Source organism: Paracoccus sp. 22332, assembly GCF_052045125.1.
In the GTDB taxonomy this organism is placed as follows: domain Bacteria; phylum Pseudomonadota; class Alphaproteobacteria; order Rhodobacterales; family Rhodobacteraceae; genus Paracoccus; species Paracoccus haematequi_A.
Window position 1 is genome coordinate 245675 of sequence record NZ_JBQEOI010000003.1, and the last position, 12871, is coordinate 258545.

The window sequence follows — 12871 nt, forward strand, 5'->3', positions numbered from 1 at the left end:
CCGGTCAGGCTGGGTCCGGCAGGGCGGGCATGTCCATGAACTGCATCCGCGCCAGCCGGGCGTAAAGCCCGCCCTCGGCCACCAGGGCGTCGTGGGTGCCCTGGGCCACGATCCGGCCGCCGTCGAAGACCACGATGCGGTCGGCCTTCTTCACCGTGGCCAGCCTGTGCGCCACGACGACCGTGGTGCGGCCTTCCGACAGACGGTTGACGGCTGCCTGGACCAGCGATTCGGATTCCGCGTCCAGGGCGCTTGTCGCCTCGTCCAGCAGCAGGACCGGGGCGTCGCGCAGGATGGCGCGGGCGATGGCGATGCGCTGGCGCTGCCCGCCCGACAGCATGACGCCGCGTTCGCCCAGCGGCGTGTCGTATCCCTGGGGCAGGGTGCTGATGAAGTCATGGGCATGGGCGGCGCGCGCCGCCGCCTGGACTTCGGCGGGCGAGGCGTCGGGACGGCCCAGGCGGATGTTTTCCAGGGCGGTCGTCGCGAAGATCACCGGATCCTGCGGAACCAGGGCGATGGCCTGCCGGAAATCCGCCCGCGCCATGTCGCGCAGGTCGATGCCGTCCAGGGTGACGCGGCCCGATTGCGGATCCCAGAACCGTTGGATCAGCTGAATGACCGTCGTCTTGCCTGCGCCCGACGGGCCGACCAGGGCCACCGTCTCGCCGGGCTGGATCGACAGGCTGACCCCCTCCAAGGCCGAGACATCGGGCCGGGTGGGATAATGGAAGCCGACCTCTTCCAGGGTGATCCGGCCGCGCACCGGGCGGGGCAGGGGAACAGGGCGCGGAGGATCGGTCAACGCGTCCTCGGCCGCCAGCAGTTCGCCCAAGCGTTCGGTGGCGCCCGCCGCGCGCTGCAACTCGCCCCAGATCTCGGACAGGGCGCCGGTCGATCCGGCCACCAGGATCGCATAGATCACGAACTGCACCAGCTGCCCGGCGGTCATCGCCCCGGCCTGCACGTCGCGCGCGCCGACCCACAGCACGCCGATCACGCCCGCGAAGATCAGGAAGATCACGATTGCCGTCATCAGCGCCCGCGTGCGGATCCGCGTCAGCGCCACGTCGAAGGACCGTTCGGTCACGTTGTCGAAGCGCGCGATGCTGCGGCCTTCATGCGTATAGGCCTGCACCGTCTGCGCGGCGAGCAGCGTCTCGGACGCGGCCCCGGACGACGCGGCGATCCAGTCCTGGGCCTTGCGCGACAGCCCGCGCAACCGGCGGCCCAGCACGATGATCGGCACCAGGATCACCGGGATGATCAGCAGGACCAGCCCCATCAGCTTCAGCGACGTGAAGGCCAGCATCGCCATGCCGCCCGCCAGGATGATCATGTTGCGCAGCGCGATGGACAGCGACGATCCGATCACCGACTGGATCAGCGTGGTGTCGGTGGTGATGCGCGACAGGATCTCTCCGGTCATCACGCGTTCGAAAAAGGCGGGGGACAGGGTGATGACGCGGGCGAAGACCGCCTTGCGGATATCGGCCACGACCCGTTCGCCCAGCCGGGTGACGAAATAGTACCGCGCCGCCGTGCCCAGGGCCAGCAGCGCCACGATGATCAGCGCGGCGCCGAAATATTCGTCCAGCAGCCCGGCGCCGTCGTCGAAATTGTCCACCACCCGGCGCACGGCCAGGGGCAGGACCAAGCTGATCGCCGAGGTCGCGGCCAGCGCGAACAGCGCCAGCACCACCTGCACGCGATAAGGCCGCAGGAACGGCCACAGCGCACCTAGGGCGCCCACGCGCCTGCTGGAGGGCCGGTCGGAGATGATCGTCGTGCCGCGTGCCATGTCTGCCTTGTCCGGTAGCTGCGCCCCCCATGCGTTTAGGGGCTGACGGCGGTCAGGACAAGCGCGGGGCGCCGGGCATCAGCCGTCCGTCCGCAAGCTGGTCGGCGATCCGGTCCACTGCCAAGGCCAGCTTTTCGTCGATGACATGCAGGTATTGGGTCCAGTCCGACAGGTGCTGCAAATCCGCCGCGCCGTCTGAAATGCCGCGCAATCCGATCAGCGGAATGCCGAAATGCTGGGCCGCGCGCAGATGGGCGAAGGTTTCCATGTCCACCATGTCCTCGGCCACGGAATCATAGGCGGTGCCGCTGACGATATTGGCGCCGGTGGACAGGGTGGCCGTGGCGATCCCGTCGACGCGGTGGGGCAATTCGACGCGGACCGGCAGGTCCAGGAACGGCGTGCGCCCCTTTTCGAATCCCAGGGCCGAGGCGTCCATGTCGCGATAGGCGACTGCGGTGGCCTGATAGATCTCGGCCTGTTCCAGCCGCGCCGACCCCGCCGATCCCAGCGACACGATCAGCCGGGGCAAGGCGGGCATCGCCGCCAGGGCTGCGGTCAGTTGCACCGCGCCCTCGACCGGGCCGATGCCGGTGATCAGCGGGTCGATCCGGGCGCGCAGGGCCGGGCCGTATTCTGCCTTGGCCGCCATCACGAACAGGACGGGAATGTCGGCGATCAGGGTGGGGGTCATGGTCATGGAACCTCTGGCGCTGTCCGGGCAGGGGTGGCACAGGCGGCGGCGCGCGGTCAAGCATTGGGTCTTGCGGGGCGGCGGCCAACCGTGGCAAGGGCGCGCCATGGGCAAGGTCAGCGATCTTTATCGGCAGCGCGTGGCAGAGGGCCGGATCCGCCCCGACGCCGCGCAGCAATCGGTCCTGCCGCACCTGGACCGCGTGCTGGACGACATCGCCGCCGCGCCCGCGCCGGAAAAGCGGTCGGCCTGGCGGGCCTTCCTGGGCGTCGGCAGCCCGCCGCCCGCGCCCGCCGCCCGTGGGCTGTATCTGTGGGGCGGGGTCGGGCGCGGCAAGTCGATGCTGATGGACCTGATGGCCGAGGCGGCGACCGTTCCCGTGCGGCGCGTGCATTTCCACGAATTCATGCAGGAAATCCAGGCCGGGCTGAACCGCGCCCGGTTGCGGGGCGACCGGGACACCGTGCGCCCCGTCGCCATGGAGGTCGCGGCCAAGGTCCGGCTGCTGTGCTTCGACGAGATGCAGATCACCGACATCGCCGATGCGATGATCGTCGGGCGGCTGTTCCAGGTGCTGCTGGAACAGGGGGTGGTGATCGTCACCACCTCGAACCGGGTGCCCGAGGATCTGTACAAGCACGGGCTGAACCGGCAGCTGTTCCTGCCCTTCATCGACCTGATCCGCCAGAGGCTGGAGGTCGTGTGCCTGGACAGCCAGGTCGATCACCGGCAGGGCAGGACCGCGGGCGGGCAGGTGTGGTTCTGCCCCGCCGATGCCGCCGCCAAGGCGGCGATGGACGGGATCTGGGACGAATTGACCGGCGGCGAGGGCGCGCCGCGCCGGATCGAGGTCGGCGGGCGCGGCTTCGACCTGCCGCTGTTCGCGGAGGGCGTCGGGCGCGCCGGTTTCTGGGATCTGTGCGGCAAGCCGCTGGGACCGGCGGATTACCTGGCGCTGTCGCGCGCGGTTCAGGTGCTGATGATCGACGCCATCCCGCGCCTGTCGGCGTCGAATTACAACGAGGCCAAGCGTTTCGTGACGCTGATCGACGCGCTGTACGAGGCCAAGGTGCGCCTGATCGCCAGCGGCGCCGACGAGCCGGAACAGCTTTATAACGAAGGCGAAGGCAGCTTCGAATTCGAACGCACCGCCAGCCGCTTGCGGGAAATGCAGGACGCGGATTGGGGGCAACAGGCGGACTGACCGCTTTTCGCAGGATCAGCCGTTCTCGCGCAGCACCCGGCCCGCCAGATACAGCGATCCGCAGATCAGGATCCGCGCCTGGGGGTCGCGGCCCGCGATCGCCGCGATCGCCGCCCCCGCATCCGCCGCCACCCCCGAGATCATGCCCACGCTGGCCGCCACCCCCGCCGTTGTCTCGGCCGGCAGGGTGTTCGGTTCGCCCGGAATGTCGATGGCGGTGAGGGAACAGGCATGGGCGGCCAGCGGGCGGAGGTAGCCCGCGATGTCCTTGGTGTTGAGCATCCCGCAGACCAGATGCGTGGGGCGCGGCGGCATGGCGGCCAGGGTCGCGGCCAGGGCCTCGCCCCCCGCAGGGTTGTGGCCGCCGTCCAGCCACAGTTCCGCCTGGGGGCCGGCCAGATCGACCAGCGGGCCGTGGCGCAAGCGCTGCATCCGGGCGGGCCATTCGGCCTGCGTCACCGCCGCGCGGGCCTGGGCGGCCGTCGCGCCCAGCTGACGCAGCGCGGCAAGGGCCGTGCCCGCGTTCTGGATCTGGTGGGGGCCGATCAGGTTCGGCAGCGGCAGATCCCACAGGCCATGATCGTCCTGATAGATCATGCCGTCGCGATCCGGCGCGGCCATCCAGTGCTGGCCATGGGCGAAGACCGGCGCGGTCAGGCCGGATGCCCTGGCCTCGATCGCCCGCAATGCCTCGTCCTGTTGCGGGCCGACGATCACCGGCACGCCGCGCTTGATGATGCCTGCCTTTTCGGCGGCGATCAGCGGCAGGGTGTCGCCCAGGTATTGGGTGTGGTCGATGCTGATGGGGGTGATCACCGTCAGGCGCGGGGCGTCGACGACATTCGTGGCGTCCAGCCTGCCGCCCAGCCCGACCTCGAGCAAGGTATAGTCGGCGGGGACGCGCGAGAAGGCCAGGAAGGCGGCCGCCGTGGTGATCTCGAAGAAGGTGATCGGCTGGCCTGTGTTGGCCGTTTCGCATTCTTCCAGAATGGCGGCGAGGGCGGCTTCGGTGATCAGATCGCCCGCCAGGCGAATGCGTTCGTGAAAGCCGGCCAGATGCGGCGAGGTATAGGCGTGGACCCGGAAGCCCCCGGCCTGAAGCCCGGCGCGGATCATCGCCTGGGTGCTGCCCTTGCCGTTGGTGCCCGCGACATGGATCACCGGCGGGATGCGGCGTTCGGGATTGCCGAGCGCCGCCAGCAGCCGGTGCATTCGGTCCAGCGACAGGTCGATGACCTTGGGATGCAGCGACATCAGGCGGTCGAGGATGGCGTCGGAATGGCTCATGCAGCTGAAAGCCGGGGGCCAGCCCCCGGACCCCCTGGGGTATTTGGACAAAGAAGAAGCTATCCGGCCTGCGCGGGTTCGGGCCGGGCGGGTTCCGGGGCGGGCGCGGGCAGGTCGGCGCGGGTCGGGGCGGGCATCCGGCCGACCATCCGCAGGATCGAGATCAGCTCGTCGCGCAGATGCTTGCGATGCGTCACCCGGTCCAGCATCCCGTGTTCCAGCAGATATTCGGCGCGCTGGAAGCCCTCGGGCAGCTTTTCGCGGATGGTCTGTTCGATGACGCGGGGACCGGCGAAGCAGATCAGGGCGTTGGGTTCCGCGATCTGGATGTCGCCCAGCATGGCATAGCTGGCCGTCACGCCGCCCGTCGTGGGATGGGTCAGCACGACGATATAGGGCAGACCCGCTTCCTTCAGCATTTCGACCGCGACGGTGGTGCGGGGCATCTGCATCAGCGACAGGATGCCTTCCTGCATCCGCGCGCCGCCTGCGGCGGAGAACAGCACCAGGGGCCGCTTGGTCTTCACCGCCCGTTCGGCGGCGGCGATGATGGCGTTGCCGACATACATGCCCATCGACCCGCCCATGAAGCTGAAATCCTGGGCGGCGGCGACGATGGGGGTGCGGCCGATCTCGCCCTCGGCCACCAGCATCGCCTCTTTCTCGCCCGTGGCCTTCTGCGCGGCCTTCATGCGGTCGGGGTATTTCTTCTGGTCGCGGAAGCCCAGCGGGTCGGCGATGGGTTCGGGCACCTTCACTTCGAGGAAGGCGCCGCCGTCGAACAGCGCCGTGAAGCGGTCGCGCGGGCTGATCGCCAGGTGGTGGTCGCAATTCGTGCAGACGTTCAGGTTGTCCGACAATTCGCGGTGAAACAGCATCGTCCCGCATTCGGGGCATTTCGTCCACAGGTTCTCGGGCACCTCGCGGCGCGAGAACAGCGAATTGATGCGCGGACGGACATAGTTGGTGATCCAGTTCATTCGCGGGCGGCCCCTGCTGCTTTCAAGCCCCCGAGATAGGCCGCGACGGGGGGAATTGCAATTGCCGCGGCGGGCGGGAATGATGCGCGGCATGTGGGCCTCGTTTCTTGTCATCCTTCACACGACGGTCACGCTGGCCCTGATCGCGCGCGTCCTGATCCGCCCGCGGCTGGACCCCTCGGTGCGGCTGGCCTGGATCATGGTGATCGAGGCGGTGCCCCTGGTCGGCATCCTGGCCTATGTGCTGTTCGGAGAGGTGCGGATGAACCAGGCCGAGGTCCAGCGCATGGCGGACGTGCGCGACCGGCTGACCAACCTGCGCGTCCCCAACCCCGCCGTCATCGCCGAGCCGCCCGATTATGCCCAGCCCGTGGTCGCCGCCAATGCGGCCGTGGGCGGCATGTCGGCGCTGTCGGGCAACCGCATCCACCTGCTGGAGGAAAGCGACGGCGCTATCGATCGGCTGATCGACGCCATCGACCGGGCCAGGGACCATGTCCATATCCTGTTCTACATCTGGCTGCCCGACCATTCCGGCCAGAAGGTCGCCGATGCCGTGGCCCGGGCAGCGCAGCGCGGCGTCGAATGCCGGGTGATCGTCGATGCCCTGGGGTCGCGCCTGCTGGTCCGGTCGCCTCTGTGGACCCGGATGCAGGAGGCCGGGGCCGAATGCGTGACAGCCTTTCCCTGGGGGCTGCCCTTCATCAGCGTGCTGTTCCGCAGGCTGGATCTGCGCAACCACCGCAAGATCCTGGTCGTGGACAACGCCGTCGCCTTTTCGGGCAGCCGCAACTGCGCCGACATGGCCTTTGCCATCAAGCCGCGCTTCGCGCCCTGGGTCGATATCCTGATGTCGGTCGAAGGCCCCGTCGTGCGGCAGTTCCAGTCGGTCTTCCTGGGCGACTGGATGAGCTATACCGGCAAGGATCTGGGCGACATGCTGCAACCCGTGGCGCCGGTCGCCGATCCCGGAGAGGTCGCGCAGGTCATCCCCACCGGACCGGACCGGCGGCAGGGGTCGATTTCCGACTGCCTGGCGGGGATGCTGCACGCGGCGCGCGACCGGGTGGTGATCACCACGCCCTATTACGTGCCCGACGTGGCCCTGGACGCCGCGATCCGCGCCGCCGCCCGGCGGGGGGTCGAGGTGACGATGATCCTGCCCGCCCGCAACGATTCCCTCGTCGTCGGCGCGACCAGCCAGGGCTTCTATTACGGCCTGCTGTCGGCGGGCGCGCGGATCATGCTGTTCCAGGACGGGCTGCTGCATTCCAAGATCCTGACGGTCGACGGCCGCATGGGCATGGTCGGCAGCGCCAACCTAGACCGCCGCAGCTTCGAACTGAACTATGAGGTGAACATGGCCGTCTTCGACCACGAATTCGTCAGCGAACTGGACGCGCGGCAGGACAGCTATGCCGAGCGGTCGCGCGAGATCACCCTGGAGGAGGTGCGCAATTGGTCGATCCTGCGCCGCTTGCGCAACAACCTGCTGGCCCTGGCCTCGCCGCTGCTGTGATCCTGGAACCCGACGACATCGCGCGGCGGCTGGCAGACCGGGACGGCTGGTCGCTGTCGCCGGACGGTAAGGCCATCACCCGGCGCTTCGACTTCAAGGGCTTCGCCAAGGCGGTCGAGATGGCGAACCTGGCCGCCTGGCTGGGCAACAAGCGCGGCCATCACGCCGATGTGGCCTTCGGCTGGGGCTATTGCCAGGTGTCCTTCACCACCCGTGACGCGGGCGGGCTGACGGATGCCGATTTCGCCGCCGCCGCGCATCTGGACGCCCTGCTGTCGTAAGGCTTGTCCGCGCCGCGCCCGCAGTCTATCGACGCGGGGCAGGGTTGGGGTTGCCTATGGTCGCGCGTCTGCTGGATATCTTCGGCCTGAACCGGCGCCGCCCCGACTGGGCGCGTCTGGCCGAGCGGCTGGACCGCAGGCCGCGCCCTGTCGACCCCGCTTTGCGCGACGAGGCGCTGACCCTGCACCGCTGCCTGTCGCGCTTCCTGCAGGCGTCGGATCCCTGGATGCTGCGCAAGACCGGGCTGGCGGATGACGACCTGCCCCCCGGCACCGACTGGCACTGGCGGCCGCGCCTGCTGTGCGGGCAGATCAGCCCGCAGGCGGCGGTGTCCCCCGGCACCGGCCATCCGCTGGGCGATGACGCGGCCCTGTGGCACGATTGCCCGCATCGGGCGCTGATCCTGCGCCAGTCGGCGCGCCCGCGTCCGGGCCAGGCCGCCTGCTATGCCCTTCAGATCGAGGTGATGGGCACGTCCTGCGGTTTCCTGTCTCTGGCCCTGGATCTGCCCCAGGATGCCCTGGCGGCCCTGGGCGCCGACCGGATCCTGCAACTGGATGCGGTCCTGGATGCCGAACGGCCGATCACCGTCTATGCCCGCATCAACCTGGTGCAGGGTCCGAATACCGAATCCATGCTGCGCCAACTGGGTCCCCCGGTCGAGGGGACAGACGCGCGCCGCCGCGCGGAATTCGATCTGGCCTATGCCGATCTGGCCAGCCGCCCCGTGGAACGGGCCTGGCTGGATCTGATCCTTGAAGCGCCGCGCCTGAACGCGGTCTGCATCAACGACCTGCTGCTGTCGCATCGTGCGCGGGCGCAGGTCTGAAAGGTCGCGCGATGACGTTCGAGGATCACGGCGTAGCGGGCGGTTGCTGGACCGGGGCCTTGCGGGTGGACCGCCAGCCCGACCCGCCCTGCGTGGTCCATCGCGGCGCCGTCGTCGCCCAGGCCCGGCTGCGCGATGCCGGGCCGGGCGTCTGGGCGGTAGAGGCCGACCTGCCGGGCACCGTCATCGACCAGGGCGCGCATGGCCTGCTGTTGGTGGCGGGCGAACCCGGCGCGCCCGGCTCGCAGGTGCTGGCCCGTCTGACCCTGGTGTCGGGGCAGGTGGCGGGCGACGAGCTGCTGGCCGAGGTCGCGCATCTGCGCGCCGAACTGGATCTGCTGAAACGCGAATTCCGGCGGCTGGCCGCGGGCGGCTGAGCGGCTGTCACCCGGCTGTCACGCTTTCTTGCGAAAAGCCGGGGCCGTGGCTATATCGGCCCTTTCGCTTTCGACCCCAAAGGTTCCGCATGGCCGTGATGCAGACGCCCTTCTACCTGATCGACACGTCCGCGTTGCGCCGCAACATGGAAAAGGTCGCGCATCTGCGCGAGGCGTCGGGGGCCAAGGCTCTGCTGGCGCTGAAATGCTTCGCCACCTGGTCGGTGTTCGACCTGATGCGCGACTACATGGACGGCACCACGTCCTCGTCGCTGTTCGAACTGCGCCTGGGGCACGAGGAATTCGGCAAGGAAACGCACGCCTATTCCGTCGCTTGGGCCGATCACGAGATCGACGAGGCGATTTCCTATGCCGACAAGATCATCTTCAACAGCCTGGGCCAACTGGACCGTTTCGGCGGCAAGGCGGCGGGGATCACGCGCGGGCTGCGGCTGAACCCGCGCTTTTCGACCAGCGGCTTCGACCTGGCGGATCCGGCCCGCCCCTTCAGCCGGCTGGGCGAATGGGATCTGCCGCGCCTTGAGGCGGCCCTTGACCACATCAGCGGCGTGATGATCCATTACAATTGCGAGAATCGCGATTTCGACCTGTTCGACCAGCAGTTGACCCGGATCGAGACCGAATTCGGCGCCATCCTGAAGCGGCTGGACTGGGTCTCCCTGGGCGGCGGCATCCATTTCACCGGCGAGGGCTATCCGATCGACCGCCTTGCCGACCGGCTGAAATCCTTCCAGGACCGTTTCGGCGTCCAGGCCTATCTGGAGCCGGGCGAGGCCAGCATCACCGGCACCACCACGCTGGAGGTCAGCGTGCTGGACATCATCGACAACGGCAAGCAGGTCGCCATCGTCGACAGCAGCATCGAGGCACATATGCTGGATCTGCTGATCTACCGCGAGACCGCCAAGCTGCCGCAATCGGGCGATCACGCCTATCAGATCGCGGGCAAGACCTGCCTTGCGGGCGACATCTTCGGCGAGGCGCGGTTCGACCGCCCGCTGGCCGTCGGCGACCGCATCAGCATCGCCGACGCGGCGGGCTATACGATGGTCAAGAAGAACTGGTTCAACGGCGTCGCCATGCCCAGCATCGCCATCCGGGAAGAGGACGGGGCGATCCGCACCGTCCGCAGCTTCCCCTATGAAGACTACAAGTCCAGCCTGTCGTAAGGCACCCTCTCTGCAACCCCGGAAAGGATCCGTAATTGGCCAAGAAGAACGTCCTGATCATCGGCGCGGGTGGCGTCGCGCAAGTCGTGGCGCATAAGGTGGCGCAATCGGCCGCCGAATTCGGCGCCCTGCACATCGCCAACCGCACGCAGTCCAAGGCGGATGCGATCATCCAGACCCTGCGCGACAAGGGCCACCGGATGCCCTTCGCCAGCCATGCTCTGGACGCCATGGACCCTGCGGCGGTCGAGGCGCTGATCCGGCAACTGGACGCCGGGATCGTCATCAATGTCGGGACGGCCTTCATCAACATGACCGTTCTGGAAGGCTGCATCCGCGCGGGCGCGGCCTATATCGACACGGCCATCCACGAGGATCCGGCGAAGATCTGCGAAACGCCGCCCTGGTACGGCAATTACGAATGGAAGCGGCGCGATGACGTGGCCAAGGCCGGGATCACCGCGATCCTGGGCGCGGGTTTCGACCCCGGCGTGGTCAACGCCTATGCCCGCCTGGCCGAGGATGAATATTTCGACAAGATCGACAGCATCGATATCGTGGACATCAACGCCGGTTCCCATGGCCGCTGGTTCGCCACGAATTTCGACCCCGAGATCAATTTCCGCGAATTCACCGGCACCGTCTATTCCTGGCAGGGCGGCGAATGGCGCGAGAACAGGATGTTCGAGGTGGGCCGCGAATGGCATCTGCCGGTGGTCGGCAAGCAGAAGGCCTATCTGTCGGGCCATGACGAGGTTCACAGCCTGTCGGCCCGCTATCCCGATGCCGATGTGCGGTTCTGGATGGGCTTCGGAGACCATTATATCAACGTCTTCACCGTCTTGCAGAAGCTGGGCCTGCTGTCCGAACAGCCGGTCAGGACCGCCGAGGGGCTGGAGGTCGTGCCGCTGAAGGTCGTCAAGGCGGTGCTGCCCGATCCGGCCAGCCTTGCGCCGGACTATACCGGCAAGACCTGCATCGGCGATCTGGTCAAGGGCAGCCTGGACGGCAAGCCGGGCGAGGTCTTCATCTACAACGTCGCCGACCACAAGCAGGCCTTCGAGGAGGTCGGATCGCAGGGCATCAGCTATACGGCGGGCGTGCCCCCGGTCGCGGCGGCGATCCTGGTCGCGCGCGGCACCTGGGACGTGAAGAAGATGGCCAATGTCGAGGATCTGCCCGCCCGGCCCTTCCTGGAACTGCTGGGGCGGATGGGCCTGCCGACGCGTGTGATCGACGCGACGGGCGATCACCCGATCTGAACCGCCCGCGTCGCGGTCTTCCCCCGGCGGCCCGGAACGACCGGGCCGCCGCTTGCGTTCGGCGCCGTGGCAAGTGCGTGGGGGCGCGGGAATCATGGCCGAGAAATTCAGCTTTCCGCGCTTCCGGCCCGACAGCAGCGGTGCCAGCGGGCGGGCGGCCAACTGGGCCGTCATCGGCATCTTCCTGATTCTGGCCTTTGCCGCCATCGCCGCCGGGCGCGATTTCCTGATGCCGGTCACGCTGGCGGCGCTGTTGTTCTTCGTGTTCACGCCGCTGCGCCGTCTTGCCCGCCGCCGGGGCATCCCCGACGCGCTGACCGCCACGGCCGTCAGCCTGGGGCTGGTGATCGCCATCGCCCTGATCGCGTTGGGCGCCAGCGGGCCGATCAACCAGGCGGCGCAGAACCTGCCCACGATCAAGATCCGGCTCGAGGACAAATTCAGCGACCTGCGCGAATCCTTCGCGGAACTTCAGCAGGCCGCCGAGGAGATCGAGAATGTCCAGTCAGGCGGCGAAGACCCGCCGGCCGTCATCGCGGTCGAACAGGATGGCGACAGTCCGCTGACATCCCTGATGAAATTCACCCCGGCCATCGCGGGCCAGGTGGTCTTCACGCTGTTCCTGCTGTTCTTCATGCTGGCCTCGGGCGATCTGCTGTATCTCAAGATCGTGCAAAGCTTCGATTCCATGGCGGAAAAGCGCAGCGCCTATCTGGCCCTGCGCCAGATCGAGGATTCGCTGGGCAATTACCTGGGCGCCATCACCATCATCAATGCCGGGCTGGGGCTGGCGGTCGGGCTGGCGATGTTCGCCTGGGGAATGCCCGGCGCGCTGCTGTTCGGGATCGGCGCCTTCATCCTGAACTTCATCCCCTATCTGGGCGCGATCATGGGCGTCGCCACCTCGGGCATGGTCGCCCTGGTGGTGATGCCGGGGATCTTCTGGCCGCTGATGGTCGCGGGCAGCTATATGCTGCTGACCTCGCTGGAGGGGCAGGTGATCACGCCCTATTTCGTGTCGCGGCGGTTGCAGATGAACACGGTGGTGGTGTTCCTGGCCGTGGCGCTGTGGGCCTGGCTGTGGTCGGTGATCGGCATGATCATCGCCGTGCCGGTGCTGGTCGTGCTGCGCGTCCTGGCGGAATACGTCCCCGGATGGGAGAAGTTCGGCAACTTCCTGGCAGGCGAAGACCCCCCCGCCATCGAGGACGAGGACGAAGAGGAAGCCCGCGACATCATCGAGGCCGGCAGCGAGGCCGAGGACGAGCCCGCCGCCCGCGAAGTCACCGCCGAGGTGGTGGCCGAGGGGGACGCCAAGCCCTGACCGGAACGCCGCAGCGGTTTTTCCAAGCGGCAGAAAATTTTTTCACTCCACTTGGAAACGGGCCCGGCCTGCCGTAAAGCAAGGCGCAAAAGTGTGCGATGGCATACCGTGGCCCGACCCAA

Annotated in this window: 12 protein-coding genes; 8 read left to right on the top strand and 4 right to left on the bottom strand. The window is 68.0% G+C overall.

Annotated features, from left to right (window positions below; genetic code table 11):
• Positions 1-4: 4 nt before the first annotated feature.
• On the bottom strand, positions 5-1801 hold the full coding sequence (locus ACTJI6_RS05210) for an ABC transporter transmembrane domain-containing protein (RefSeq protein WP_440798453.1): 1797 nt from the start codon (positions 1799-1801) through the stop codon (positions 5-7).
• A gap of 52 nt (positions 1802-1853) precedes the next feature.
• Complete coding sequence (locus ACTJI6_RS05215; protein WP_440798455.1) at positions 1854-2501, bottom strand: 5'-methylthioadenosine/S-adenosylhomocysteine nucleosidase; 648 nt, start codon at positions 2499-2501, stop codon at positions 1854-1856.
• Between the two features lie 100 nt (positions 2502-2601).
• On the opposite strand from ACTJI6_RS05215, the gene zapE reads away from it, so the two are divergent.
• Entirely contained in the window at positions 2602-3699 is a 1098-nt protein-coding gene (gene zapE, locus ACTJI6_RS05220; protein WP_126154219.1) for a cell division protein ZapE, read from the top strand.
• Between the two features lie 15 nt (positions 3700-3714).
• Here the strand turns inward: zapE and ACTJI6_RS05225 are convergent, their stop codons facing one another.
• Entirely contained in the window at positions 3715-4986 is a 1272-nt protein-coding gene (locus tag ACTJI6_RS05225; protein WP_440798457.1) for a bifunctional folylpolyglutamate synthase/dihydrofolate synthase, read from the bottom strand.
• Between the two features lie 59 nt (positions 4987-5045).
• The gene (gene accD, locus ACTJI6_RS05230) at positions 5046-5966 is read right to left on the bottom strand and encodes an acetyl-CoA carboxylase, carboxyltransferase subunit beta (RefSeq protein ID WP_126154171.1); all 921 of its coding nucleotides are present in this window, start codon (positions 5964-5966) and stop codon (positions 5046-5048) included.
• Between the two features lie 91 nt (positions 5967-6057).
• Between accD and cls the strand changes: the two genes are divergently transcribed.
• The 7 genes from cls to ACTJI6_RS05265 all read left to right on the top strand — a co-directional run bounded on the left by cls (position 6058) and on the right by ACTJI6_RS05265 (position 12749).
• Positions 6058-7485 carry a cardiolipin synthase gene (gene cls, locus ACTJI6_RS05235; protein WP_440798459.1) on the top strand — a complete coding sequence of 476 codons (1428 nt, stop codon included), beginning with the start codon at positions 6058-6060 and terminating at the stop codon, positions 7483-7485.
• On the top strand, positions 7482-7766 hold the full coding sequence (locus ACTJI6_RS05240; RefSeq protein WP_440798461.1) for a 4a-hydroxytetrahydrobiopterin dehydratase: 285 nt from the start codon (positions 7482-7484) through the stop codon (positions 7764-7766). The genes cls and ACTJI6_RS05240 overlap by 4 nt, the downstream gene beginning before the upstream one ends.
• 56 nt (positions 7767-7822) lie before the next feature.
• Positions 7823-8596, top strand: a complete 774-nt coding sequence (locus tag ACTJI6_RS05245) for a DUF6478 family protein (RefSeq protein WP_440798463.1) — start codon at positions 7823-7825, stop codon at positions 8594-8596.
• An 11-nt stretch (positions 8597-8607) separates the two neighbouring features.
• Positions 8608-8973, top strand: coding sequence for a hypothetical protein (locus ACTJI6_RS05250; protein ID WP_440798465.1), 366 nt, complete (start codon positions 8608-8610; stop codon positions 8971-8973).
• A 95-nt stretch (positions 8974-9068) separates the two neighbouring features.
• On the top strand, positions 9069-10163 hold the full coding sequence (gene nspC, locus ACTJI6_RS05255) for a carboxynorspermidine decarboxylase (RefSeq protein WP_440798647.1): 1095 nt from the start codon (positions 9069-9071) through the stop codon (positions 10161-10163).
• A 35-nt stretch (positions 10164-10198) separates the two neighbouring features.
• Positions 10199-11425, top strand: coding sequence for a saccharopine dehydrogenase NADP-binding domain-containing protein (locus ACTJI6_RS05260; protein WP_440798467.1), 1227 nt, complete (start codon positions 10199-10201; stop codon positions 11423-11425).
• A gap of 94 nt (positions 11426-11519) precedes the next feature.
• Positions 11520-12749, top strand: coding sequence for an AI-2E family transporter (locus ACTJI6_RS05265; RefSeq protein WP_126154178.1), 1230 nt, complete (start codon positions 11520-11522; stop codon positions 12747-12749).
• Positions 12750-12871 lie beyond the last annotated feature (122 nt).

What these genes read in the sequence shown, in the direction of transcription:
- ACTJI6_RS05210 (WP_440798453.1), bottom strand. Translation starts at nt 1,801, where the DNA reads ATGGCACGCGGCACGACGATCATCTCCGACCGGCCCTCCAGCAGGCGC.
- accD (WP_126154171.1), bottom strand. Translation starts at nt 5,966, where the DNA reads ATGAACTGGATCACCAACTATGTCCGTCCGCGCATCAATTCGCTGTTC.
- ACTJI6_RS05215 (WP_440798455.1), bottom strand. Translation starts at nt 2,501, where the DNA reads ATGACCATGACCCCCACCCTGATCGCCGACATTCCCGTCCTGTTCGTG.
- ACTJI6_RS05265 (WP_126154178.1), top strand. Translation starts at nt 11,520, where the DNA reads ATGGCCGAGAAATTCAGCTTTCCGCGCTTCCGGCCCGACAGCAGCGGT.
- ACTJI6_RS05245 (WP_440798463.1), top strand. Translation starts at nt 7,823, where the DNA reads ATGGTCGCGCGTCTGCTGGATATCTTCGGCCTGAACCGGCGCCGCCCC.
- cls (WP_440798459.1), top strand. Translation starts at nt 6,058, where the DNA reads ATGTGGGCCTCGTTTCTTGTCATCCTTCACACGACGGTCACGCTGGCC.
- ACTJI6_RS05250 (WP_440798465.1), top strand. Translation starts at nt 8,608, where the DNA reads ATGACGTTCGAGGATCACGGCGTAGCGGGCGGTTGCTGGACCGGGGCC.
- zapE (WP_126154219.1), top strand. Translation starts at nt 2,602, where the DNA reads ATGGGCAAGGTCAGCGATCTTTATCGGCAGCGCGTGGCAGAGGGCCGG.
- ACTJI6_RS05225 (WP_440798457.1), bottom strand. Translation starts at nt 4,986, where the DNA reads ATGAGCCATTCCGACGCCATCCTCGACCGCCTGATGTCGCTGCATCCC.